The organism is Paenibacillus profundus, assembly GCF_021369635.1.
Classification (GTDB): Bacteria; Bacillota; Bacilli; order Paenibacillales; family Paenibacillaceae; genus Paenibacillus_B; species Paenibacillus_B profundus.
On sequence record NZ_JAJNBZ010000020.1, the window covers coordinates 61998 to 88432 of the forward strand.

A 26435-nucleotide genomic window follows, 5' to 3' on the forward strand; every position below is an offset into this window, starting at 1 on the left:
TGAAGCGGAATATTTTCTAGTTTGTTCGGGTATGTGTTATGATAAGAGTAAAGCGAGGTGACGGCGATGAATTCCATGGATAAGACGATGAAGTTCAATGTGAAGGCGGAAGAACAGGAAGCATCCAATCAAGATATACTTCTGTCTGTCTATGATGCGCTTTTGGAGAAGGAGTACAACCCCATTAACCAAATCGTCGGTTATCTGCTATCTGGGGATCCCGCTTATATCCCGCGGCATAACAATGCTCGAAGCTTAGTGCGCAAGAAGGAGCGGGACGAACTTATTGAAGAATTGGTCCGCTTCTACTTGAATCATCACCGTTAAGCCGCGTGGATTAACGGAGTTCGCAACTTAAAATGCACGTGTCGAATAACTTCTTGGGATGCTTCATGATCTAAAGGAACTTATTAAACAACCTCTAGAAGTGAGTGCAGGAGATATCGGATGAAGATACTTGGATTGGATTATGGAGACCGTAAGATTGGCGTCGCGGTTAGTGACGCTTTCGGATGGACGGCACAAGGACTTGAAGTCATTGTGCAGCGCAAGCCCGGGGACGCGATGCGTCGAATCGGAGAGATCGTGCGCGAGCACGGCGTCGAGGAAATTGTTCTTGGCTTGCCGAAGAACATGAACGGTACGATTGGACCGCGTGGCGAATTAAGCAAGTCATTTGCTGAAGAATTACAGCAGTCGTTCGGATTACCCGTTCACCTGTGGGATGAACGCTTGAGTACGGTGTCAGCGGAGCGCACATTGCTCGAAGCTGACGTTAGCCGCAAGAAGCGTAGACAAGTCGTCGATAAAATGGCGGCAACCATTATTTTACAAACATATCTTGACTATCAATCAAGAAGGTGAGGGGTTAACATGACACAAGACAACCATTTGCAAGAAGAACCGGAGATCATTTATATTCCGGACGACGAGGGGAACGAGGAAGAGTTCGAGGTCATTATGAAGTTCGAAGTGGATGGCTCGGATAACAAATATATGATGGTCGTTCCTATGGATGCTGAAGACGATGAAGCAGATGAAGTGTACGCGTTCCGCTATGAAGAAGAAGGTGATGATCTGAAGCTCTACGTCATTGAAGACGAAGAGGAATGGAACATCGTTGAAGAAACATTTAATACGCTTGTAAGCATGGATGAGGAGAATGAAGGGTGAACGAATCGCTTGACATTCAATTCATCGACCGTCTGAAGAGCGTCTACGGCGATAGCATTGAAATGACCGATGATCGCGGAGAAATCCGCGTGCTGTCTTTGGCAGCAGAATTTGAATACCGCAATCGCGCGTATGCGGTGCTCTTGCCGGAAGGCGAGCGAGATGCGGAGCCGGATTTGTTCCGTATCGTACAGGGCGATGCGGAACAATGGCAGCTCGAGAGCATTAATGACGACGACGAGTGGGAAGAGGTAATGGAGCGTTACGATGAAGTTGCTTATCGCGACGCATTCTGATATTGCAATCCCGTGTTATAGAGATACGTAAGCATGATCTCGGCGAAAAGAGCGGAAAACCGCTCTTTTTCCATGTAGGAGAGTGAATGGATGAGGACAGGTTCCAAAGTGCTGCTTGCCATTATCCTTGTTGTCGCCTTAGCGGCCGGCGGGGGAACATGGTATATTTGGAATGGCATGAAGCCGCTGCCCAAAGAAGAACGGGATATTACCGTGACGATTGATCAAGGTACCGGAACGGCAAAGATTGCGTCTCAGCTTGAAGCTGAAGGCGTCATTCGCAATGCACTTATATTTAAAGGATATTTGAAGTGGAGTAAGGAAGGAACTCGATTCCAGGCAGGCACCTACGCGTTCCAGGCGGGAACAACGTTTGATGAAATTATAGCCAAACTCAATCAAGGCGATGTCGTTCCTGAAGAAATGATTCGCTTTACTATCCCGGAAGGCTTCACGATTGAACAAGTTGCCGACACATTAAGCAAAGACGGCATCGTAGATAAAGCTGAATTCATGCAGCTTGCGGATGATACGGCTTGGTTAACCGATACATCTTCTATGGTACAGGCTATTCCGGACAACGACAAGCTGCGGCATAAGTTGGAAGGTTATTTATTTCCAGAAACGTATGAGCTCAAAAAAGACAGTTCTGCCAAAGATATTATTACACGCATGATTCAAGAGACCGAAAAACGATTGACGGAAGCTTCACCGAGCTGGGAAACGGACATGAAGAAGCAGGGTCTGACACTTCATGAGCTAATGACGGTTGCTTCGTTAATCGAGCGTGAAGTTGTCGTAGACGCCGAGCGGGGACTTGTTGCAGGAGTAATCTATAACCGAGTCGGGGAAGGGATGAAACTGCAGATCGACGCTACGGTTCAATATGCGCTGGACAAACCTAAAGAACGTTTGTACTATAAGGATTTGGAAATTGACAGTCCGTACAATACGTATAAAATAGAGGGATTGCCGCCGGGACCAATAGCAGGCCCGAGTGTAGCTTCGATTGAAGCGGCGCTTCATCCGAAACAATCGGACTATTTCTATTATGTCACGAAGAAAGATGGTACAGGCTCGCATTTGTTTGCAAAGACGTTTGCCGAGCATCAACGCAATATTGAGAAAAGCAAGCAAACTGCAGGGGAATAGAAAGTGGTGAAACAACATGGTGACATATGAACCCGAATTGCTCGTTACAGCTGGCAGTGTGGCCGAGGTGGAGCGCATGCTCCAAGCCGGAGCCAATGCCGTATTTGTAGGTGAGCAGCGATATGGCATGCGCCTGCCGGGCGAAATGACGCTGGAACACATTGAAGAAAGCATGAATGCGGTCCGCGATCATCAGGCGAAGCTGTATGTCGCGGTCAATAATATTTTGCATAACGAACGTTTAGATGGGCTATCTGCTTACTTGCAGCGGCTGGAACAGATCGGTGTAGACGCGATCGTATTCGGCGATCCTGCTGTTCTGATGACGGCAAGAACAGCAGCGCCCAATCTTAATCTGCACTGGAATGCGGAAATGACATCCACCAACTATATTACGGCAAAATACTGGAAAAAGCGTGGCTCGAGCCGGTTTGTCGTCGCTCGTGAGCTCAATATGGAACAGGTTGTTGAGATGAAGCAGAAGCTTCCCGACATGGAGGTTCAAATTCAGGTCCACGGCATGACGAATATTTATCATTCCAAGCGCCATCTGCTGCAGCATTACTTCCGCCATATTGATAAAGAAGAGCAAGTGAACGAAGTCGGCATGGAGCGCAAGCTCTTCCTGATTGAACGAGAACGTCAGGACGAGAAATTCCCCTTATATGAGGATTCGAACGGCACTCATATTATGAGTTCGGACGACGTGTGCATCATCGAGGACTTTAAGCATTTGCTTGATGCGCGCATCGATAGCTTTAAGGTGGAAGGACTATTGAAGCCTACGGTATATAATGAGACAGTCGTCCAAGTATACCGCGAAGCAATTGACACTTACGTCGCGGATCCGGACAATTATCGATTCCAAGAAGAGTGGATTGAACGCATTCGTGCCGTTCAGGACCCTGAACGCGAGCTATCGTTTGGATTTTTCTATAAAGAGCAAATGTACTAAAAGGGAGCGAACAGTAATGACAACACAAGTGAAGCCGCAATACAAAGGTAAGCGGTATCGTCTCGACAAGCCGGAATTGCTCGCTCCCGCCGGCAACTTGGAGAAGCTGAAGTTCGCCGTCCATTACGGCGCGGACGCCGTCTATATCGGTGGGCAAAAATACGGTCTGCGTTCGAATGCAGACAATTTTAGCTTCGAAGAAATGCGCGAAGGCGTGGAGTTTGCAAAAAAATATGGCGCCAAGGTGTTCGTCGCGACGAACATTTACGCCCATAATGAAGATATCGAGGGATTGGAAGACTATTTGCGCAATTTGTACGAGGTCGGCATTAGTGCGATCATTGCAGCCGATCCATTCATCATTGAAACGGCGCAGCGCGTTGCCCCGGGCTTGGAAGTGCACGTGAGCACGCAGCAATCGATAGCAAACTGGCAGACCGTTCAATTCTGGAAGGAGGAAGGCGCACCACGCGTTGTGCTGGCGCGTGAGACGAGCTTGGAAGAAATCGCCGAGATGAAACAGCACGTCGATATCGAAATCGAAGCGTTCATACACGGCGCAATGTGTTCTTCGTATTCGGGGCGCTGCGTCCTCTCCAACCATTTCACGGATAGAGACTCCAACCGCGGCGGCTGCTGTCAATCATGCCGTTGGAAATACGATTTGTTCGAGGATAATCGTCCGGATGGAGACGAGCTTATTAGCGCTCAAGAAGCATCACAATTCCCGGTGCTTGAACAATTCCGTCTCGGCGTGAATCAGCTGGCTCTCTTTGACGAAGAAGACAATGCCTTCGCGATGAGCTCGAAGGATCTGTGCATGATTGAGCATTTGCCTGATCTGATCGATGTCGGAGTTGATAGCTTCAAGATTGAAGGACGGATGAAATCGATCCACTATGTTGCTACCGTCGTCAACGTATACCGCCAAGTCATTGACAGTTATATGGCGGATCCGGACAATTATGTTCTGAAGCAGGAATGGCTGGATGAAATCTATAAAGCGGCGAACCGACCGGTGAATACAGGCTTCTTCTATGAAGAGCCTGACCACGAAGATCATATCTACGAGCCGGAAGACAAGCCTGCGCCTTACGACTTCGCGGGTCTCGTCATGGATTATGATGCTGAGACCGGCATGGCAACCATTCAGCAGCGCAACCACTTTAAAGCGGGCGCGGAAATCGAGTTTTTCGGTCCGAACGGAACATTCTTCAAACAGAAGGTAGATCGTCTATGGGATGTCGAAGGCAATGAGCTTGATGCTGCGCGCCATCCGCTGCAGCTGGTACGGATCAAAGTGGAACAGCCTGTCACTTATTTCGATATGATGCGAAAAAAGAACGCGAAAGCGTGAAGATAATCGGCAATGCAGCCCTGCATGACGCAGCGGATGGCATTGCCGTTTTTTTGATCTTATAGAATTTGGAGTGGTCTCCCTCCCCTTCATTCGAGAGTGATAATGTCGAGGTTAAGACATATGCTGTGTCATATAGCATGTCATGAAGCGGACGATTATAGTGGCAGTGAACCAGACTCGTCCTTGGGAATGCCGCCTCCTGATGAAAGGGGAGAATGATGAAAAGGGGCGGTTGAAGCGAATCACCGTCAATCTGGACTCGCCACTGTACGAATGGAACATGTCGTCCATGATGAAGAGTCCATGCCAGACGAGACTTAGAAACTTATATTTTGAATGAATGGGAGATTATTGTAATTGGATACAGGAAAAAAGTGTATGGCGTCGAATGTGTAGTAACTAGGACATATGTCTTAGGACAATATACATTCATATGGGTGAGGTGTAGCATATGTATACCGGAAAACGTCTTGTCACAAAGGCTTCACCGTCCGTAACCGAACAAAGCAGCCACTCCAAGAATCGACCATTCAGACCGCTGCGTTCCGTCGGAATGAAGCTGTTTCTTCTCTTTTTTGTGAGCATTACACTGCTTGTTGGTTCCGTTGGTCTTTTCTCTTACAGTCAGGCTCGCCAAATCATTGAACAGCAACTCTCTTATTCACAAGAGCAAACGGTAATCCAGGCCGGAGAAAAGCTGGATTTATTCTTTAGCAAATACGCTGAGCTCTCGCAGCAAATCTTGTTCGATCAGGACATACAGTCCGCCTTGTCATTAGCGACACAAGGACAGAAGCTCAACGACTATGGCAAGCTGCAAATAGCCAAAACGATTGAAAATAATTTGAAAACATATGTATTTGGCAATGATGCGCTGTACGGCATGTACTTGATTCCTGTGGAGGAAGATGGCGCAATGCTGTTCACGTCGGGCTTGTCCGCCGAACGGCTGCGGGAGCTTCGGCATGAGTCTTGGTTCAAAGAGCTGCTGCAACAATCCGGCAGTAAAATCTGGCTGCCGACGACTCCGAACGGTGTCTCTGGACAAAGTCCCAATGAAACCTTTGCCCTCGCCCGAACGGTGAAAAGCGTGAATCGCGGCGGCACGATGTATGTGATGGTTATGGAGATTAAGTCATCCGTTCTAAAGGATCAGTTAGTATGGAATGACGCAGACGGGTCATTTGTCCAGATGGTAAGCTCCGAAGGCAAAATCGTATACGCTGAAGACACAACACTTATTGATCAGCCTCCTCAAATACGGTTGACAACTGAATCATCGGCGCAGAGCGGGCGGGATATATTGGTGGACCAAGCAGGAAATGAACTGCTCGGCGTTTATTATCGTTCGCCTGTAACGAATTGGACGTTGAATGGATTCACTCCGATACATACCTTGCTGCAGGATACGTTGAAAATAAGGAACGCGTCATGGACGGCTATCGTGATCGCGCTAGTTGTAGCACTCTTTATCGGTTGGTACGTCATGCGCAGAATCGGACTGCCGCTTCAGCACATGCGGGACTTGATGGAAGAGGGGGCAGATGGCCATCTCGGCGTGCGAATGACCGAGCGATCGCAGGATGAAATCGGACAAGTAGCTTCCAGCTTCAACACGATGATGTCGCGCATTAGCGAATTGGTGAAGCAGACAGGGAACGCGTCAGATTCGGTGCTGCAGACGGCGAACAAGCTGAGCGTCGCTTCGCAGCATACGGCCTTGTCAGCGAAGGAAATTGTTATGGCTACCGAGGAAATTGCACATGGCTCGACTACACTTGCAGAGGAAGCGGAGCGCGGAAATGAATGGACGGGACTCACTTCAGCAAAGATGCAGCAAGTTATCGAACTGAATGTAGATATGTATGGCGCCGCCAGTGAAGTGGAACAAGCGAGCCAGCGCGGCACGGGATACATGAACGAGTTGAACCGTAAGACCGAACTATCGGAAAGTATGGTGCGAGCGCTCGTGTCGAAGGTGGATGCGTTACAAAGCAGTACGGCATCCGTACGCCATATTCTTGAACTGCTGACCCAGCTTGCGAAGCAAACGAATATTTTATCACTGAATGCGGCGATTGAAGCTGTTCGCGCGGGCGCGTCTGGCAGGGGCTTCCGTGTCGTGGCCGATGAAATCCGCGGATTGGCCGATGAAACCCAACGCTCGATCGGGGTGGTCGGAGAAATGACGGAGAAGATCGGACAGGATGTGGAGGAAACGGTATCTATGCTGGACCGAGTATACCCAGTATTTCAAGAGCAATTGCAGGCCGTACAAGATACGGATACGATCTTCCATGACGTGAAGCGTCAGATGGGTTTATTCATGAATAAGCTGGATCGGGCAACAGAGGCGTTGAACGAGTTGGATGAGACACAGAAGGTGATGACAGAAGCAATGACGAGCGTCAGCACGGTAGCCGAAGAGGCCGCCGCCACTTCGGAAGAGGTCGCATCGTTAAGCAACGAACAGGTGTCTGTCTCTAACCAGCTTGTCGGCTTGTCCTCCGAACTCGAACAGGTGTCGCAGCACCTGTCGGAATGTCTGTCCCAGTTTGCATTGAATAATGACGATTAAGTTATATATTACAGCAGACGGATTATAGCCCGCATTATCGTCGATAATGTGTATAAGTGCGAGTTCAAAAAGGGACTTTTTGAACAACCTCTATAAGGACGATATTAGGCTAGAAAGAGGGTCAATCCGCCTGTGGAAAGGATACGTCAATGGGGGAGAGCAACGGTGATGAAGCGAATCGCTGTTATCGTCATTCTCTTTACCGCCATTCTTATTGTATATGTCATACGGCTTGGCTGGCTGCAATTCATCGAAACGAAGCGCTCGGTTCAGACAAGCAGCCATACGCTGCTGCAGCGTTCCGTCATACAGCGCGAACGAGGCATTATTTTGGACGATGGAAGAGGGCGCATTCTGGACCGTTATGGACATCAATATACGGGACTGTCCGAATATGCTCTCGTTTTATTTCCTGTTCACAAGCAAGCGATGGCTGCTGAGGTGACGCGGACGTTGGCGCTATGGCTTCATGTGACCGAACAGGAGTTGCTGAAGCGGTGGGAGAATGCGAGAGAGCCGTATATTTGGCCTGATTCGGCTGATGCGAAGCTTCCTCACCCGCTGACGAAAGAACAAGTGGAGCGGCTGCAGACGCTGTCTTGGGATGGCGTGCGTGCGCTTCCCGTCACGATTCGTTATCCGATGAAGGGGCATACTCCCCAGTGGGTTGGAACGGTAGCGGAACCTTCTGGCGCAGACAAGCCTACAGAACGCTCAATCGAGGGAGTGTCTGGCTTGGAGCGCGCCTTTCAACCGCTGCTTAAAGGAATTGGTCCGACGACTTTCGTGCATTATACCGATGCGCTGCATCGTCCGCTCTATGGGTTGGATGTCAGAATACGGCGGCCCGACAATCCATACTATCCGTTGCGGCTGCTGACTACGACCAGCATGGAGCTGCAAGCGGAGATCGAACAAGTAATGGACCGGAACGGCATGAAAAAAGGATCGGTTACCGTGTTGGATGCGCGAACAAGGGATGTGGTTGCCATGGTGTCCCGTCCGGCTTTTAATCCGAATCATGTCGATCCGCATAAGGGAGACTGGAACAATCGTGCACTTAAGGCACTAGCCCCCGGATCCATATACAAATTATTTATTGCTGCCGCAGCGCTGGATGCCAAGGTGACGGATCCGGAAGAGGTGTTCCATTGTGACGGGCAGTATGGAAAGTACGGATTGTCTTGTTGGCTGCCTGAGGGACATGGGGCACTGACCTTGCGGGAGGCGCTTGCGAAGTCATGCAATGTCGTCTTCGCAGAATTGGGTGAACGGCTCGATGCCCGCACGATTGCGAGCTACGCCTCCAAGCTGGGGATGAGCGGCAAGGTAGGGATGGTATCTGATGACAGGTTAGGTCATTCCGCACTGCGCCATTTCGATGGGGAAGAAGACAGCCGCGTCTTTCATTCGTCATCTGATGAGCATACTGTAGACGGTGGTGTAAAGGCGCAACTGGGTATCGGTCAACGGGATGTGCGGCTTACTCCGCTTGCGGCTGCGAACTTCGTCGTTACTTTATTGCAGGGCGGAGTAAATGGAGAACCCCGACTTGTGCAGGAAGTTCAGTATGCGCATGGTCTGCCGCTCGCTCAATTCGCCGCACGGCCGAAGGTGGAACAGGCAATAAAGCCGTTTACGGCTCGGTATATCCAGCGCTGGATGGAAGATACTATACAATATGGAACAGGGCAAGCGCTGCGTCATGCGACATGGCGGCTGGCTGGCAAGAGCGGGACCGCACAAGCAGATGCTTTTGGAACGAATCGGCTCCATACATGGTTTGTCGGATACGGGCCAGTTCAGAAGCCGCGATTTGCCGTTGCAGTAGTAAGCGAAGAGGAAACGGCGGGCCCATCCCATCGAGCTACCCTCGTCTTTGGTGAAGTGATGGATGTGTTGGCTGAGTATTCGCTTCATAAATAAATAACGCCGCTTCTCCGGGATAATGGGAAGCGGCGTTATTGCTTATTTGGTGGGTTGTGCAGGTTCTTCGGGTTCCTTCGCCACGTCTGGAGAAGCATCGAACGGATTGGAGATGAATTCTTCTTTAGGCATACGAATCCATTCTTTCAAATAACCTTGATCGTATAGGGCTTTCACTAAGATGAGCAAAATTGGCGATAACACCACGCCAATAACGCCAAACATGGAGAGCGATAGTATCATGAAGGATAACATGGTAAACCCAGACACGCCGAGTGTGTTACCTGTTATCTTCGGGTCCAGAATTTGACGAACAAGGAGCGTAAGACCTAAGACGACCGTAAGCCAAATAGCAAGAGAGCTGTTTCCAATGATGAACAGATAGACAATCCACGGTATAAAAATAAACGGGATGCCAAGCAGAGGCAGCAAGTCGAAAAGCGCGGACAGCAGTCCGATAAAGAATGCATGATCTACACCTAGAAGCAGCAATGATACGAAAATGATCGAAAATGTAACGGAAATGAGCTTCATTTGAGCTTTCAGGTAGGCTCCGATGCCCCGTAAAACGTTTTCTTTTAAAAAGTGATACGCGTTTTGAAACGTCCGCGGTGTCTTATCACGGGCTATCCGGCGCCACATATCGATCTCGATGCTCAGAAAATATGCGAGGATAATCGCGATGCCGAAGTTGAGCGTAAATGCGGAGAAGGAAGAAATATTATTGGTGAGCCATGCCAAAAAATTGATTGCGATTTTCGATCCTTCTTTGGTAATGATGCCGACGTATTCGTTCAGACGACCTGTCACCTCAGTCGGCAGAGTTTCATATTTATGAGTAAGGAATGTCGTAATGTTCACGAACCCTCGCTGAAGGGCGCCAACGTATTGAGGAAGTCTTTCCTGCAATTCCGCCGCTTGCTTCAAAAATATGAATCCAAGGCCAAAGATGGCGCCCAATATGATGAGCACGAACAGCAGCACGGAAATGGCGGAGGCAATGGCCTTCTTGATGCCGCGCCGATTCAGAAACGCAGCGAAAGGTTCAATCAGCATGAACACGATGAACGCTAAAAATATAGGCGCAGCAATCGAATACAAGAAACTGAACGTGTACATGACTAGGTAGACCGTCAAAGCCAAGAGGGCAATGTCAAATGCGGTCCTCCAATATTTTTGATAAAATGCGATCATGAATTCGACTCCTTTTCTTCCTTAAATATCTAGTTATCATTGTACACGAAAATGAATTACAGTGCCTATTTCTTTACGCAATATGATACAATAATGACAGTCACACGTATGAGTAAGATATAAAGAAAGAAACGAGGAAAACGGGATGGAATTCATTTTGTTATGGGGCTTTTACATCCTGACGTTTTATGCGTTTCTCCCAGGCATCATCAGCCGACTGTTCGGATTTAGAGTGTTTCAGAAAGGACGATCTGACCGCAACCTCGCCCTGACGTTTGATGACGGTCCGGATCCTGTGTATACGCCGCAGCTATTAGATTTATTGAAGAAATACAATGCCAAGGCAACGTTCTTTGTCGTTGGCATTCATGCGGAGAAATATCCTGAATTGCTCAGGCGCATGCACGAGGAAGGTCACTTGATCGGCATTCATAACTATGTTCATAAATCCAATTGGCTCATGCGCCCTAAGACGGTGAAGCGACATATTAGCAAGACGTCGGATATTATTGAATCGGTCACAGGCAAGCGGACGACTTATTATCGCCCGCCATGGGGAATTGTTAATCTATTTGATTACGGCAATCTAGGTTACTTGCAAATTATTTTATGGTCTGTCCTATTCGGTGATTGGCGCAAGAAAGTCGGTGTAGACAGACTGCATAAGCGCATGATGAAGCGCTGCCGCGGCGGAGAAGTGCTGCTGCTCCATGACTGCGGATTGACCTTGGGGGCTGACCGCGAGGCGCCGGCCAATATGCTTGCCGCCTTGGAGCGGTTTCTGGAGGAAGCGGCGTCCCGAGATTTGCACTGCGTCCGCATTGATGAGTTGATTCGGGAAACCGACCAGGAACGGGCGAACAATCCTTCTTGGTTAAGACACATCATCGTCCGCACGTGGTTTCTTTACGAAAGAGCGTTCCATCTCGCATTTGGATTAAAGACAACGAATTGCGACGATCCCGTGTTTCATTTCCGGGTGCGCCCTTATCACGGGAAATCGATGATGTTGGATGACGGTGTAGAGCTGAAGCATGACGATCTTATTTTAGAACTTCACTTTGATAATAAGCGATTATATGATATCGGACGGCGATCGCGAACTTCCATGCAGCTTGCTATCCAAATGATACGTTCAGTAGAGAAGACGTTGCCGGAGTTGGCGGAATATGTCCTGGATCACCCCGATCTCAGGGTGAACGTCAAGGCCTTGTACGGGGTAAGCATGTTACACCGCGGACCCGAACAATTTGGATTTACGGTTCGCGACTTGTCTAACGGCTTGTTCTCATGGATGACCAAGAAATATTTGCGGCTTTTGATGAAGGTCATTCATCCGCAGGGCCAGCGGCGTCTGCGCCAACATGCGGAACAGATGGTTCCCAAGATGATGGCTATGTCGGTAGAGACGTTAATTGAGCGATACGGAAAGACAAGAAATTATGCATACGAGTCACGAACTGCAGAGCGCATGATTTTGCTTGATCAAGGTGTAGAGAATGTGCCGCATCCGTTGTAATATATTTCCTAACTATATAAAATAAGACGAAAAGCCTCAGAGTGTGAATGTTTAACATCTCTGGGGCTTTTTTTATGCAGGGGCGAAATAACCGAATTATGCATGTTTTATGCATGATTATGAAATTATTGAATGTTGCACATGAGAGGCGGACTTTTTTGGGTTATGTGTTTCTCATGGTGGACAAAACGACAAAAAAGGGTGTCGAAACCAACTTTTTAGTTCAGAGTCTTTCATATATCACTACATTTCGGCATATATCGATAAAAAAAACTTATCGTGCAAAAATGAAAAAGTTTTAATCTAAAGCTGACATAGGGATTTACAAATCCGAAATTATAAAGTAGTATTATGAAAAAATATTCGTTTCCTGCTCATGGAACGGGCCTGCTTAACAAATTATTTGACCAATGTTCTATAAAGCATTAACGAATGTTTTTATTTTAATCGCGATGAGTATGTATGCAACTTTATAACTAAATATAATATGACATCATTGTAGGGGGAAAATGTAGTGAAAAAGAGATTTAGTATCATCATGTGCCTGCTCTTGTCCCTGACGCTTGTCCTGTCGGCATGCGGCGGTTCCAAAGAGGGCAGCGGAGACACATCATCTGCGGGTCAAACATCAGAGCAATCGAGTGGTAGCGGCGAAGGAGAATTGGTGGCGGACGGCCTTCTTAAAGCAACCGACCAGACAAAATCTCCAGAAGCGGCAAACAATCGTAAAGATATGGTAATTATCGGCTTTGCGGCTCCAAGCGGTATCTTCAACCCGGCGTATGCTGAAACAGCATACGATATATATGTATCTGAGACGCTGTTCGATACGATGCTGCAAGTGAACAAGGACGGCACGTATTCCGAAGGGCTGGCCGAAAGCTACTCCATTTCGGACGACAAATTAGTCTATACGTTCAAGTTGAAGGACGGCTTGAAGTTCAGCGATGGCTCTGCATTGACTGCAGAAGACGTAGCATTTTCGATTACTATGTTACATGACAAGTCATATGATGGACCTACTGACATCATCAAAGACGCCCACATTAAAGGCGGACAAGAATATAAAGACGGTAAAGCATCTACAGTCGAAGGGGTTAAAGTTATCGACCCTAGAACGATTGAAGTAACGACTACCGAGCCGGGCGCGCTTGCATTCTCCGCAATCGGAACGACAGGCGTTTTGTCTAAAGCCTACTATGGCAAAGATTACAAGCAAGGCGACTTGGGCTATATGAAAGATTTGTTCACGAAGCCGCTTGGTTCCGGATCGTACAAGCTTGAAAAGTTCGCTGCGGGTCAAGAAGCGGTATTGACTGCCAACGAGAATTACTATAAAGGCAAACCTAAAATTCCTAATCTGATTTTCAAATTCACGACGAATGAGACGAACGTTCAACTGCTGCAAACAGGCGAGACGGATATGGACTTCATTACGGTATCCAAAGACCAGGTTGATCAGTTGAAAGAAATGGGCTTCTTGGATGTCAATTTGTTCCCGACGAATGGTTACGGCTATATTGCATTTAACCATAACCGCGATCAATTCAAAGACAAGCGCGTGCGTCAAGCGTTGACTTACGGGCTTGATCGTCAACAAATCGTAGACGCGGTGTACCAAGGATATGCGGACGTTATTGACATCCCACAATCCAAGGAATCTTGGTCCTACACGGATGAAGTGACGAAATACAACTTCGATTTAGAAAAAGCGAAGCAATTGCTGGATGAAGCAGGCTGGACAGTCGGCGCTGACGGCATGCGGGAGAAAGATGGCAAGAAATTTAAAATCATCTTTACGGCGACAACGCCTAACGAGGTTAATGATGCCATCATTCCGATAGCGCAAGCTAATTATAAGGAACTCGGCATCGAGTTCATTGCAGAGCAAATGGACTTCAACGCCGCTATCGAAAAACGTAAAAAAGGTGACTTCGACATGATGTTCTTGGCATGGGGCTTGACACCTGACCCGCAATCTTCCGAGAACGTCTTTAAAACAGGCGGTTCCCAGAACGATACCGGTTATTCGAATGCTAAATTGGATGAATTGTTCACGAAGGCTGGCAAAGAAGTAGACATCGAGAAGCGCAAGCCAATCTTCAAAGAAATCTATCAAGAGCTGAATGAGGACTTGCCTTACATCTACTTGTACCAGCGCCGCGATATGTGGGCAACGAACGCACGTATTCAAGGTTTTGATATGTCGCCTTACCGTAGATTTACAAATGATTTGAGTCAAATCGAAATTAAATAATACGGAAATGTGCTGCATACCAAATGCTCAGCCTGTCGGCTGAGCATTTGGGTTTATCTAAAGCTAGGAGGAATATTTATGAAACAATACGCCATTCGGCGACTGTTGCAAATGATTCCGACCATTATCGGCGTTTCGGTTCTGCTCTTTATCGTATTTGCGATGGCGCCGGGGAACTTCATTGATTCGAATCCGACGATCTCCAAAGAGCGCGCGGCCGAATTGAAAGCCATTCATGGGTTGGATAAGCCTCTTGTCGAACGTTATTTTACTTGGGCGGAGAATACGATTAAGGGCGACTTGGGGTTGTCATTGCAGCATAAACAGCCGGTTACGACGGTGCTTAACCGTTACATGTGGAATTCATTCTTAATTGCGGCCATCGTTCTTGTCTTAAGTTGGACAATAGCGATTTTGGTCGGCGTTTTTTCTGCAGTCAGGCAGCATTCCATCTATGACGGACTCATTACCTTTCTCGTCTTTGCTTTAATGTCGCTGCCGTCCTTCTTCGTCGGATTGTATGCGATTAAGCTGTTTGCAATCGATTTAAAGTGGACCCCAGTCGGCGGGATGTATACGTCGGGAAGCAACGCTACCGGCTTGGCCCGTATATGGGACCTAGTGGAACACTTGATGCTGCCGATCATCGTGCTTACCTCGATTAGCGTCGGAGGTCTGACACGCTATTTCCGGACGAGCATGCTCGACGTCGTCCGTCAAGATTTCATTCGAACGGCCCGCGCCAAAGGGTTGAAAGAACGGACTGTTATATTCAAGCATGCGCTGCGCAACGCTCTGCTGCCTGCGATTACGCTGCTAGGCATTGAGCTGCCGGGATTGTTCTCCGGTGCGATGATTACGGAGAAAATCTTCAACTGGCCGGGAATAGGACGCATTAACTTGGACGCGATTAACGCCCGTGACTATTTCTTATTGATGGGCTTTACGATGTTCTTGGCATTGTTGACGATGTTGGGTAATTTGTTGGCTGATTTACTGTATCGAGTCGCTGACCCACGTGTACGGATGAAATAGAAAGGGGAGTTATCTGTGTCTCAAACGGTAGCTGAATCCACAGCACAAGATAGTAAAGTGCAAACGATCAAACCGGCTTCCCCGTGGAGGTTGGCGTTCAAGCAACTGCTTAAAAATAAATTTGCGGTCGGGGGACTGGTCGTACTCGTACTCATGTTTCTCATTTGCTTTATTGGGCCATTTTTCTCGCCGTATTCTCTAGAAACGATGAATATCCGTAACGGTAACAAGCCGCCGAATGCGGCACATTGGCTTGGAACGGACAACTTGGGCCGTGACATCCTGCTGCGTGTCATGCTGGCAGGGCGGGTATCTCTGCTTGTAGGTCTCGTAGCGATGATGATCTCGGTGGCCATCGGAAGCACACTCGGCGCCTTGGCAGGTTACTACCGCGGCTGGGTTGACTCTATCATTATGCGCCTTGCAGATATTATGATGTCGATTCCAAGCTTGCCATTGCTTATTATTCTCGGTGCGGTGCTGTCCGATATGAAGGTGCCGCCGGATAAACGTATTTATGTTGTCATGTTCCTGCTCGGATTTATGTCGTGGCCAAGCTTGGCGCGGCTCGTGCGCGGTCAAATACTGATGCTTCGCGAGCAAGAATTCATGCAAGCGGCTGAGGTGCTTGGTTTGCGCGACCGCCGTAAAATTTTCCGTCACTTGCTGCCGAATACGATTCCAATTATTATCGTCGTGGCTACTTTGATGGTCGCTGGCGCTATTTTGCAAGAATCAGTATTGAGTTATTTAGGTCTAGGGGTTGTCCCGCCGACGCCGTCCTGGGGCAACATGATTACCGCGGCGAATAACTTAATCGACTTCCAGAAGCGTCCATGGCTGTGGGTTCCGCCTGGGGTCTGTATCTTCTTCACAGTAATTGCGATTAACGTAATTGGTGATGGTTTACGCGACGTGCTCGATCCGAAAATGAAGAGGTAGGAGATACGATATGGCAAACAATTTGATCGAATTTCGCAATCTGCGGACGAATTTCTATACCGGTGGCGGCGTCGTGAAAGCGGTCAATGATGTCAGCTTCTCGATTAAAGAAGGCGAAACGCTGTGCGTCGTCGGTGAATCCGGCTGCGGCAAGAGCGTTACCGCCATGTCGCTGATGCGCCTAGTCGCAGCTCCGGGGAAAATCGAAGGTGGACAAATTATTTATAAAGGGAAAAACCTGCTGGATCTTAAGGAACGCGAAATGCGTCAAATTCGCGGGAACGAGATTGCAATGATTTTCCAAGAACCAATGACATCCTTGAACCCAGTATTTACGATTGGCGAACAGCTGACCGAACCGATTCTGCTTCATCGCGGCGTGACGAAGAAAGAAGCGAAGAAGCGTGCGATTGATCTGATCGATCTTGTAGGTATTCCGCGTGCAGCGCAAATCTTCGACGCTTATCCGCATGAGTTGAGCGGCGGGATGCGCCAGCGGATTATGATTGCGATGGCACTGACCTGCGATCCGAAGCTGCTCATCGCTGACGAACCGACAACTGCACTGGATGTAACGATCCAGGCACAAATTCTAGACTTGATGCGCAATATTAAGAGCGAATTCAACACGGCGATTATGCTTATTACACACGATCTTGGAGTCGTGGCGGAAATGGCAGATCACGTCGTCGTTATGTATGCCGGCAAAGTCATTGAAGAAGCGCCGGTCATAGAATTGTTCAAAAATCCTAAGCATCCGTATACACAAGGACTGCTGCGGGCGAAACCGATTATCAACGAACGCATGAAGCGATTGTATACAATACCGGGACAAGTTCCGAATCCAGTTGAACTGGGCAACAACTGCTATTTCAATGACCGCTGCGAGCATTGCATGGCGATTTGTACGGAGAAGCAGCCAACTCTGCAAACTTATGAGAAGGTGCACAAGGCGGCATGCTGGCTGTATGAGAAGGAGGGGGGAGCTCAATGAGTCAACAACCGCTACTTGAAGTAGACAACCTTAAGAAATATTTCCCCATCCAAGGCGGTATTTTTTCACGTACGGTAGGACATGTGCGAGCAGTTGACGGAGTCAGCTTCAGCTTGAATAAAGGGGAGGCGCTCGGACTCGTCGGAGAGTCCGGCTGCGGTAAATCGACGACCGGACGGACGATTTTGCGACTATTGGATAAAACAGACGGAAAAGTGCTCTTTAAAGGAACGGAGATTCATGACTTGTCCCGTAAAGACCTGCGCAAGATGCGTCCGAAGATGCAGCTCGTGTTCCAGGATCCGTATAGCTCGTTGAATCCCCGGATTAAGATCGGAGATGCTATCGGAGAAGCGCTGGTGGATCATGGTATAGCATCGAAGAACGATATCCGCGACCGTGTCAAAGAAATTTTGACGATTTGCGGCTTGGCACCATACCATATTGACCGTTATCCGCACGAATTCTCTGGCGGTCAGCGTCAACGTATTGGTATTGCGCGCGCACTCATTATGAACCCTGAGTTTATCGTGGCGGACGAACCGGTATCTGCATTGGACGTCTCTATTCAAGCACAAATTATCAACCTGCTGAGCGACCTGCAGGAGCAGAAGAATTTGACCTATCTGTTCATTTCGCACGATTTATCAGTTGTCGAGCATCTGTGCAACCGGATCGGTGTCATGTACTTGGGATCGCTCGTTGAGATGGCGCCGCGCGATGAGTTGTTCAAGCAGCCGCTCCATCCGTATACACAAGCGTTGCTGTCGGCGATTCCAGTGCCGGATCCAACCAAGAAGCCGGAACGGATTGTGCTGCAGGGAGATATTCCGAGCCCGGCGAATCCGCCATCAGGCTGTAAGTTCCATACCCGTTGTCCGTTTGCCACAGATATTTGCAAACAAGCGGTGCCGGAATATCGCGATGTGGGCAGCAATCATTACGTTGCTTGTCATTTGGTATAATCATATATATGACAGATGATAGAAGAAAGACTGCAATGGTTGAGGCCGTTGCAGTCTTTTTTTAGGTTTATCTCTATGTGGCGTATGAGCTGCTATGAGGCGATATGCTTGGCTGATGGGCCGTACCACAGCTTCGATTTCTCGAAATCGGATTTCAGAACCTTCTTAACAAGAAATGCTCCTATGAGAAGCCCGATGCCGTCTGTCTGTTGATTATAGCTTAGCTCCTTTCTCCCCGTGTCTCAGATTTCAAATAGCAGGGAGCAGACTTACTCCGTCCGCAAAAGATTCTATCCGTATCCCACTTTCCCGCAGTGCCTGAAGGGATAGTTTGCAGCACGTTCCTGATGGATTGGGAGAGTGACGTGAGGATAGGAATGACAAGGTATGAACTACGTTACTGTGAACAATAATCTCCTTTCAGCAAATGAGCAGCGACGATATCGGACATGAAGTCCATGAAATCAAATGCATCATTTGCATATTCCGTCCGTACGAATTGCATGCCGCATTGCTCCGCCACTTGCTTCGCTTCTTCGCCAATATCATGGTACACTTCGATATTATCTGTCAACGACGTCAATTCGCAGACTACGACCGCTTGACAGCCGTCGGCTGCTGCCTGCTGAATAACATCCTTAATATCAGGACCGAGCCATCGCTGTGGTGCTGGCATGCCGCTCCGATAGGCGATATCCCAGTGGCCGATTTCTGCCTGTTCCGCAATCAGGCGGGCTAAGCGGCAATACTGCGCAATAAAGGCTTTATGTGCGGTTGGCAGTCCGGGCTTGCTATGAACCGTGAAGATGACCCGTGCTGTCGGCATGCTTGCCGAAGGCAGCCAGCGATAGGCATCCTGCACACGTCGAGCAATTAGCCTGATGAAGGCCGGATGCTCTTGCCAATCGGCTACGACGCTAATCTGCAGGGAGCTGCCTGCGGCGGCAATTGCTTTTTTCGCTTCCTGTACATACGTACCAGTGCCAGTCGGCGTGCAGAACGGCGTGAGGTGCAGCATGGCTAACTGATTGATGCCATCATGTACGGCTTGGTTTACCGCTTCGGGAACGAATGGGTTCGAATGCTTACAGCCGATATAGACGGGGATTGTGGTTCCGCATTTCGTTCCGATCAGCCGTGATAGGGCATCCGCTTGCCTCCTGGAAACCGCATGAAGCGGATCGCATACGCCAGTCTGCTTGTATCGCTCGACCCCTTGAATTAGGGTGTCCGCTGAAGGCTTATGTCCGTGAAGAATATGCTCGTACAGTGCCGGCACATCGTCAATGGACGAGCATGCGCCATAGGCTGTCAATAGAACGGCTCGTTGCGCCCGTTCTGCTCTCTTCGTCGAAGCCTCTTCATGCACGGGATATGGGGAAGGCTCCGCCTGATGGACGAATCTATGTTGCTCGTTCATCGTGTCTTCTCGCCTTCATCCCATAAGTCAGGATGAAGCCACGCTGACATTTCCATCAATCCATCTACTGTATAACGGTTAGGCGCTAGCAGATGTTTGGCTTTCATCGTTGTGATGCGGCCATTCTTCACTGCAGTCAGCGTCTTCCATGACGGCTGCGATTTCAATTCAGACAGCCACTCTTCTCCCGTGCCGTCCCAATCTCCAAGCACAATATAATCGGGATCGATTTTAATCAAGTCTTCGCTAGAAGCTTTGGTCGATTTATTGATTCCAAGGGCAGCGGCTGCTGGCTCAGCTCCGGCAAGGCGAATCATTTCATAGGCAATATTGCCTGGACCGATGACGTATGGACCGGTATTCGGACCAACAGGTGATAATACGAGCACGGTTGGCTTAGTGGTGAGTGCTGACGTGCGTTCGGCGACTTCATTTAATTTATCTTTGATTTCTTTCCCGATGCTGTCGGCTTTCTCTGGCGCCCCTACCGCTTCACCAATCGTGTGGAAATTAGCGATCAACTCATCAAAGGTGCCCCATTGCTCAAAGGTAACCACCTTAACGCCGGCTTGCTGCAGCAATTGCTCGGCATCGCTCTCGCTATTATGCAGCTTCGTAATGAGTACGAGATCCGGGTTGAAGGAAAGGATGCCCTCCGGGTCGAGGCCTGTAGCTCCGCTAACTTGGCCGGCAACCTGCTTGCCGCTCTCATGGTTGGACGCCAAGAAAGGGTTGGTAATGCTCTTCGGCACAGTTACCACCTGTTCCGGCGCGACGATTTCCAGCACAGCGTCGGCAGTATCCAGAGAAACAGGAGCCACTCTCAATGCTTCCGCTGACACGGCTGCCTTCTGGACCGCAGCGGTTTCTGGCGGGGAAGGTTCGGATGAGGCCGTGCGAGAATCGTTAGATATAATGTTAGTTATAGCTGCTGCTGCACCGATGATGACGATGAGTACTGCGCATAAAAGATATCGTTTCCGTTTTCTTTGTGTTTTTGCGTTCATTCGTTAATTCCTCCATGTTGTTCTTAGTAGTTGAAGTTATAATTGGCAATCGATTCTTCATGATCAAAGGCGATGACAGACAATCCCTTCGTATCGGGCTCCTTGCGTATGACGGCGTGAATACCATATACGGCATGCAATGCTGCCGTCGTCAGCACTTCGTCCGGTCGGCCGCTAGCTTCAACCCGTCCATCGTTTAAAAGCAGCAGCCGATCGCAATACCTGGAAGCGAGCGACAAGTCGTGCAAGGAAGCGACCACGGTAAAGCTTTTCCCGGCAAGTTGCCGTAGCAGGGACAGCGTCCGCAGTTGATGGCGGATGTCGAGCGCGGATATCGGCTCATCCAGCAGCAGCAGCTGCGGCTCTTGCGCCAACGCTTTGGCGATGAACGCCAGCTGTCGCTGTCCGCCAGAGCAGGCGTGGATGTAACGGTCCCGCAATGCGTCGATTCCGCACTGGCGCATGGCCCGTTCCGCGCACTGGATATCCGCTGCGGACAAGCTCCGGAATAGCGACCGATAGGGATGGCGTCCCATCGTAACAATCTGCTCGATCGTGAAATCGGCATCGATAGAGCAGTCTTGCGGGACATAGCCGATGATTCGCGCACGCTCCTTGGCAGAATAGGCGGAATAAGGCCGACTCAAGAGCATGAGCCGCCCTTGTTCCGGCTGCAGCAGACCGCACAGCATGCGGAGCAGGGTGGACTTGCCGCTCCCGTTCGGACCGATAATGCCGAGAAAGGAGCCGGGATGCAGGTGCAGCGAAACGCCGTTAATAATCGGTCGACCGTCGATGGAGCAGGTTAACCGCTCGGCTTCCAGCAGCATGTCCGTCCTCTGATTGATGCTCATACGGATACCTCCTTTCGTTTGCGCAGCAGCATTATCATGAATAGCGGCGCGCCAATGCAAGCACAGACGACTCCGACTTGTAGCGTAATCGGCTGCAGCACCATTCTTGACGCGAGATCCGCAAGAACAAGAAACGCTGCTCCGAATATGGCGCTGAGCGGAAGCAAATATCGATGGTCGGCGCCGGCGATCAAACGGACAAGATGCGGGATGACCAAACCGACGAAACCAATAATGCCGCTGACAGATACCGCCGTCCCGGTCAAGAACGATGCTAAGAGAAGGATTGCATAGCGTGCTCCCTGTACGGGAACACCGGATGCTTGCGCATGCTCATCACCAAGGAGCAGCAAGTTAAGCGTACGGCTGAACATATATAAGAGTGCGCCTGCGAGCGCAATCGGAAGGGCAATGATATGCACATGCTCCCAAGTTCTCGCCTCGAGCCCGCCCTGCAGCCAGAATACGATGCTTCGCAACTGCTGCTCATGGGGTGCGCTGGCGATAATGACGTTGATGACGGCTGACAAGAGCGCATTCATACCGATGCCAAGCAAGAGCAACGTCGTCACATTCGGCTTGCCGCTCGCCCGCCATATGGCAAGGATAAGCACTACCGCACCCAATGCGCCAGCAAAGGCAGCCAGAGGGAGCGCGAATGGAGAGTGTCTAGCGAAGCCGAATGCGATGCACAATACGGCACCGGCTGCCGCTCCGGATGATACACCGAGATACCCTGGCTCAACGAGAGGATTGCGAAATACACCTTGCATGGCGGCACCTGCTATCGACAGTCCGGCTCCAACAAATACGCCGGCAAGAACACGTGGCAGACGGATATCGGCGACAATCGTCAGATTGCGTTCTGAGACAGTGACATGGTCCAGCCACCCTGCTGCATGGAGCATTGCCGCGAACGTATCCGCAAAGGGTATCGAGACCGGACCGATGGAGCAGCTGGCAATGACGGACAACAGCAGCGTCAGCATCCCCGCGATAGTCAATGCGGTGATACGCAACCGCTTGAAGGTCAGTTTGCGCCGGGGGACGGATTCCTGATGTCCTTGAGCCGGCTTCATCGTGATGTTCATGTTGACCTCCTCTCCTAGTCTGAAAGAAAATTGATTTAACGCAAATAAGTTGCGTAAAGGAAACATTTATTACTATAGCGCAGGTAATTGTTGCCGTCAATGGCTCAATTCGTGCGCCTTTGGTGTTATAGGCAGCATTAAAGCTGTGAGATGAGGGGATTTTCCGGGTTTTAACCCGCCTCTTTTTCTGTTGCTGGATAAACGTTTATACCAATATGCCGTGATGGAATAGAGTGAAATATGGAGGTGGAAGCGGGATGCTTGTTTTTTGGGAAAAGGTGATTTTGCCCCTCTTGAATTGGGCCGGAGCAAAAAAAATCGTCGAAATCGGATCCGAATTCGGCGGGAACACTTACAATTTGCTCCATTACTGCAGTGCCACGAACGGTGAATTATTTGTCATTGACCCTGCCCCACAGTATGATGTGCATGAATACAAGCGCATGTATCTCAAACAATTCCATATGATACTGGATTACAGCTTGGAGATGTTGCCGCATTTGAACGGGTATGATTTCGTGCTCATTGACGGCGATCACAATTGGTACACCGTGTACAATGAATTGAAAATCATCGAGTCCATGGCTATGAAGACAGGGAAATTTCCGCTCGTTCTGCTTCATGATACGCAATGGCCGTATGGCAGAAGGGATATGTACTATTTTCCAGAGTCGATACCGCCGGCTTTCACGATTCCGTATGCGCAAAAAGGGATGGAGCAGGGCCGTTCCGAATTGGTGGAATCCGGCGGGGTCAACTGGATGTTGAACAATGCGATTTATGAAAATGGGGAGCGAAACGGCGTGCTGACTGCGATCGAGGACTTTTTGCAGCATACCCGGCTGCATCTCAGCTTCCACCAGCTTCATTCCCACAGTGGGTTGGGAATCATTACGACAAAAAATAGGTATTCCGATGAGCAAATCAAGACGATTCTGTCTGCCTCGCAATTATAAAAGCGCAGGAGTAAAAAACGGATGATGCGTTCTTATGGAGGTGGGAACGACTAATGAGTGCGTCTCCATTCGGGATCGCCATTCCCGTCATGAATCAAATGGAAGTGACAAGAAAATGTATCGCTTACATTCGCAGCCATTCCAGCGGGCAAATTCCGATATTGATTGTCGATAACGGCTCGCGCAACGAATATATGGATGAGCTTCGCTCGCTAAGTGATTACTACATCCGCAATGAAGAGAATATCGGCGTCATACAAGCGATGGATCAAGCGTGGCAGGTGCTCGATACCCCTTATATCATGTACCTTCATAACGATTTGTTCATTTTGGAACCGGAGTTTGATGTGAGGGTGAACCGGATATTGACGGAAGTCCCTTTTGTTGGGGCAGCCGGTTTTGGGGGAGGACACTCTGTAAATTGCGTCGGAGTAAGGACTTCATTTACAAGCAATCTGATTGATGCCGAGAGCCATGGCACGAGACTGCTCGAGGATTACGTTCCTTCGGTCGTTCTGGACGGGATGTGCTTAATTGTAAGAAAAGAGCTGATACAACAGATTGGCGGCTTTGTAAATCATTATTCGTTCCATCATTACTATGATATGGATATTTGTCTGGAAGCCATTTACCGAGGGTACAAAGTAATTACGATTGGCATCTCGATCGATCACCCGGGGAGCCGGACGGCCTCACAGCCAGAGTATGCGGCATGGCTTGGCAAGAAAGGCTTGACGGACGGGGACCTGTTCGAAATGAACCGCAATCGATTCATGTCTAAGTGGGGAGACCGGCAACATGTTGTCGTAGATTCACAATTCAACTATTATGATGCACACGGTCCCATTTACATGAAAACAACATAGACAAGAAAGCCAGTTCTGCACTGCAGCAGAACTGGCTTTCATTTATCGGGAAGCGCCTATTAAATCTTGAGAATTCCACCTTGGCTGGCGTTGGTGACCAGCTTGGAGTAACGCGCCAAGTAACCGGTCTTCACCTTCGGTTCAAAGCCCTTCCAATTCGCCCGGCGGCGTTCCAACTCTTCATCGGACACTTGCAGCTCAATTTTGCGATTGTTCAGGTCCAACTCGATAATATCTCCGTCTTCCACGAAAGCAATCGGCCCGCCTTCAGCCGCTTCTGGCGAGATGTGGCCGATGCTGATGCCACGGGATGCGCCCGAGAAACGTCCGTCCGTAATGAGACCGACCTTGGCTCCCAAGCCCATGCCGACAATTTGCGAAGTTGGCGCTAACATTTCAGGCATACCTGGACCGCCCTTCGGACCTTCGTAACGGATGACGACAACATGGCCTTCCTTCACTTTGCCGTTCGCGATGCCAGACAGCGCCTCATCTTGCGAATCGAAGCAAATGGCAGGACCGACGTGACGACCGCCGACGGATGGATCAACTGCGCCCACCTTCACGATGGCGCCTTCCGGCGCTAAGTTACCGAACAGGACTGCGAGTCCGCCGCGCTCGCTGTGCGGCTGGTCGAGCGTATGAAGGACTTCGGTGTTCTGAATGTCGCAGCCGGCTACGTTCTCGCGTAGTGTCTTGCCTGTAACCGTAATGCATTCGCCATGCAGTGCGCCATCCTTCTTGAACAGCTCGTTCAAGACAGCGCTCACGCCCCCGGCATCATGCACATCTTCAATGTGATAATCCGATGCTGGAGCGATCTTCGCCAAGTGCGGCACGCGTGCAGCTACCTCATTAATCCGCTCGATCGGATACTCAAAGCCAGCTTCTCTTGCAATTGCCAGCGTATGCAGAACGGTATTGGTCGATCCGCCCAGAGCCATATCAAGCGCAAAGGCATTGTCGATCGCCAGATCGGTTACGATATCACGCGGCTTAATGTCATCTTTAATAATATTCATCAATTGCTTCGCGGAACGTCTGACGAATTCGCGGCGTTCCGGTGACACGGCGAGTATGGTCCCGTTGCCCGGCAGGGCGATTCCGAGCGCTTCCGCCAAGCAGTTCATCGAGTTCGCTGTGAACATGCCTGAACAGGAACCGCAAGTCGGACAACCGAATTGCTCCAGCTCCTGCAAGCCTTCATCATCGAGCTTGCCAGCTTGATAGGCACCGACGCCTTCGAATACGCTTGACAAGGAGATGGAGCGTCCGGACGAGTCTTTGCCTGCCTTCATCGGTCCGCCGCTTACAAATACGGTCGGTATGTTGACCCGAAGCGCGCCCATAATCATGCCGGGCGTAATCTTGTCGCAGTTCGGGATGCAGACCATGCCGTCGAACCAGTGCGCAGATACGACCGTTTCCAGCGAATCCGCAATAAGCTCGCGGCTTGGCAAGGAGTAGCGCATACCGATGTGTCCCATTGCGATGCCGTCATCGACACCGATCGTATTGAACTCGAACGGCACGCCGCCCGCTTCGCGAATCGCTTCCTTGACGAGTTTACCGAACTCTTGCAAATGAACATGGCCCGGAATGATATCGATATAAGAGTTGCACACCGCAATAAACGGTTTATCAAAATCTTCTTCTTTAACGCCTGCAGCACGCAGCAAGCTGCGGTGAGGCGCACGATCAAAGCCCTTTTTAATCATGTCTGAGCGCATCTTTTTGGCTGTCATAAATGGTGAACCTCCGTCTCTCTTGCTCCCCGTTATGCGGGATGAATGGAATGTAAGCTTGCTTTCTTCAAAAGTACGCCAATGGGTATTTCTTAGAGTCTATCATAACTGCTCTGCTTTTTCTACCAACTTTAAACAAGCTTTGCACCG

At 49.6% G+C, this 26435-nt stretch carries 23 protein-coding genes; 17 read left to right on the plus strand and 6 right to left on the minus strand.

What is annotated here, in order from left to right; translation table 11 throughout:
• Positions 1-66: 66 nt before the first annotated feature.
• From LQV63_RS20735 to LQV63_RS20775, 9 genes are all read left to right on the plus strand, one after another.
• The gene (locus LQV63_RS20735; RefSeq protein ID WP_026011276.1) at positions 67-327 is read left to right on the plus strand and encodes an IreB family regulatory phosphoprotein; all 261 of its coding nucleotides are present in this window, start codon (positions 67-69) and stop codon (positions 325-327) included.
• Positions 328-447: 120 nt separating this feature from the next.
• Positions 448-864, plus strand: coding sequence for a Holliday junction resolvase RuvX (ruvX, locus tag LQV63_RS20740; RefSeq protein ID WP_019423625.1), 417 nt, complete (start codon positions 448-450; stop codon positions 862-864).
• Positions 865-873: 9 nt separating this feature from the next.
• Entirely contained in the window at positions 874-1173 is a 300-nt protein-coding gene (locus LQV63_RS20745) for a DUF1292 domain-containing protein (protein ID WP_019423624.1), read from the plus strand.
• On the plus strand, positions 1170-1469 hold the full coding sequence (locus tag LQV63_RS20750) for a DUF1292 domain-containing protein (protein WP_019423623.1): 300 nt from the start codon (positions 1170-1172) through the stop codon (positions 1467-1469). The genes LQV63_RS20745 and LQV63_RS20750 overlap by 4 nt, the downstream gene beginning before the upstream one ends.
• A gap of 90 nt (positions 1470-1559) precedes the next feature.
• A complete protein-coding gene (gene mltG / locus LQV63_RS20755; RefSeq protein ID WP_233698129.1) occupies positions 1560-2621 on the plus strand; it encodes an endolytic transglycosylase MltG in 1062 nt (353 codons plus the stop codon).
• 16 nt (positions 2622-2637) lie between these two features.
• Entirely contained in the window at positions 2638-3576 is a 939-nt protein-coding gene (locus LQV63_RS20760) for a peptidase U32 family protein (protein WP_233698130.1), read from the plus strand.
• Between the two features lie 16 nt (positions 3577-3592).
• Positions 3593-4933: a peptidase U32 family protein gene (locus tag LQV63_RS20765; RefSeq protein ID WP_019423620.1), complete on the plus strand. Its 1341-nt coding sequence runs from the start codon at positions 3593-3595 to the stop codon at positions 4931-4933.
• A 454-nt stretch (positions 4934-5387) separates the two neighbouring features.
• Positions 5388-7514: a methyl-accepting chemotaxis protein gene (locus LQV63_RS20770; RefSeq protein ID WP_233698131.1), complete on the plus strand. Its 2127-nt coding sequence runs from the start codon at positions 5388-5390 to the stop codon at positions 7512-7514.
• Between the two features lie 168 nt (positions 7515-7682).
• Positions 7683-9440 (plus strand): peptidoglycan D,D-transpeptidase FtsI family protein, encoded by a 1758-nt coding sequence (locus LQV63_RS20775; RefSeq protein ID WP_233698132.1) that lies wholly within the window; start codon positions 7683-7685, stop codon positions 9438-9440.
• A 42-nt stretch (positions 9441-9482) separates the two neighbouring features.
• Here LQV63_RS20775 and LQV63_RS20780 read toward each other — a convergent pair whose 3' ends face one another.
• On the minus strand, positions 9483-10634 hold the full coding sequence (locus LQV63_RS20780) for an AI-2E family transporter (protein WP_019423617.1): 1152 nt from the start codon (positions 10632-10634) through the stop codon (positions 9483-9485).
• A gap of 145 nt (positions 10635-10779) precedes the next feature.
• On the opposite strand from LQV63_RS20780, the gene LQV63_RS20785 reads away from it, so the two are divergent.
• The 6 genes from LQV63_RS20785 to LQV63_RS20810 all read left to right on the plus strand — a co-directional run bounded on the left by LQV63_RS20785 (position 10780) and on the right by LQV63_RS20810 (position 18346).
• A complete protein-coding gene (locus tag LQV63_RS20785; protein WP_233698133.1) occupies positions 10780-12153 on the plus strand; it encodes a polysaccharide deacetylase family protein in 1374 nt (457 codons plus the stop codon).
• Between the two features lie 514 nt (positions 12154-12667).
• Positions 12668-14410 (plus strand): ABC transporter substrate-binding protein, encoded by a 1743-nt coding sequence (locus tag LQV63_RS20790; RefSeq protein ID WP_233698134.1) that lies wholly within the window; start codon positions 12668-12670, stop codon positions 14408-14410.
• Positions 14411-14488: 78 nt separating this feature from the next.
• Positions 14489-15445 carry an ABC transporter permease gene (locus LQV63_RS20795; protein WP_019423613.1) on the plus strand — a complete coding sequence of 319 codons (957 nt, stop codon included), beginning with the start codon at positions 14489-14491 and terminating at the stop codon, positions 15443-15445.
• A 15-nt stretch (positions 15446-15460) separates the two neighbouring features.
• Positions 15461-16387: an oligopeptide ABC transporter permease gene (gene opp4C / locus LQV63_RS20800; RefSeq protein ID WP_233698135.1), complete on the plus strand. Its 927-nt coding sequence runs from the start codon at positions 15461-15463 to the stop codon at positions 16385-16387.
• A gap of 10 nt (positions 16388-16397) precedes the next feature.
• A complete protein-coding gene (locus LQV63_RS20805) occupies positions 16398-17381 on the plus strand; it encodes an ABC transporter ATP-binding protein (protein WP_233698136.1) in 984 nt (327 codons plus the stop codon).
• Positions 17378-18346 (plus strand): ABC transporter ATP-binding protein, encoded by a 969-nt coding sequence (locus LQV63_RS20810; RefSeq protein WP_019423610.1) that lies wholly within the window; start codon positions 17378-17380, stop codon positions 18344-18346. The genes LQV63_RS20805 and LQV63_RS20810 overlap by 4 nt, the downstream gene beginning before the upstream one ends.
• A 397-nt stretch (positions 18347-18743) precedes the next feature.
• Here the strand turns inward: LQV63_RS20810 and hemH are convergent, their stop codons facing one another.
• The 4 genes from hemH to LQV63_RS20830 are packed head-to-tail and all read right to left on the minus strand — an operon-like array spanning position 18744 to position 22718.
• Positions 18744-19766, minus strand: a complete 1023-nt coding sequence (hemH, locus tag LQV63_RS20815) for a ferrochelatase (RefSeq protein WP_233698137.1) — start codon at positions 19764-19766, stop codon at positions 18744-18746.
• Positions 19763-20773: an ABC transporter substrate-binding protein gene (locus tag LQV63_RS20820; RefSeq protein WP_233698138.1), complete on the minus strand. Its 1011-nt coding sequence runs from the start codon at positions 20771-20773 to the stop codon at positions 19763-19765. Before LQV63_RS20820 ends, hemH begins: the two co-directional genes overlap by 4 nt.
• A gap of 23 nt (positions 20774-20796) precedes the next feature.
• Positions 20797-21627 (minus strand): ABC transporter ATP-binding protein, encoded by an 831-nt coding sequence (locus tag LQV63_RS20825; RefSeq protein WP_233698139.1) that lies wholly within the window; start codon positions 21625-21627, stop codon positions 20797-20799.
• Positions 21624-22718, minus strand: coding sequence for a FecCD family ABC transporter permease (locus LQV63_RS20830; RefSeq protein WP_233698140.1), 1095 nt, complete (start codon positions 22716-22718; stop codon positions 21624-21626). The genes LQV63_RS20825 and LQV63_RS20830 overlap by 4 nt, the downstream gene beginning before the upstream one ends.
• A 257-nt stretch (positions 22719-22975) precedes the next feature.
• On the opposite strand from LQV63_RS20830, the gene LQV63_RS20835 reads away from it, so the two are divergent.
• Both LQV63_RS20835 and LQV63_RS20840 read left to right on the plus strand, forming a co-directional pair.
• Positions 22976-23674, plus strand: coding sequence for a class I SAM-dependent methyltransferase (locus tag LQV63_RS20835; protein WP_233698141.1), 699 nt, complete (start codon positions 22976-22978; stop codon positions 23672-23674).
• A 53-nt stretch (positions 23675-23727) separates the two neighbouring features.
• Positions 23728-24540 carry a glycosyltransferase family 2 protein gene (locus LQV63_RS20840; RefSeq protein WP_233698142.1) on the plus strand — a complete coding sequence of 271 codons (813 nt, stop codon included), beginning with the start codon at positions 23728-23730 and terminating at the stop codon, positions 24538-24540.
• 59 nt (positions 24541-24599) lie between these two features.
• On the opposite strand, the gene ilvD is transcribed toward LQV63_RS20840, so the two are convergent.
• The gene (ilvD, locus tag LQV63_RS20845) at positions 24600-26285 is read right to left on the minus strand and encodes a dihydroxy-acid dehydratase (RefSeq protein WP_019423601.1); all 1686 of its coding nucleotides are present in this window, start codon (positions 26283-26285) and stop codon (positions 24600-24602) included.
• Between the last annotated feature and the right edge of the window lie 150 nt (positions 26286-26435).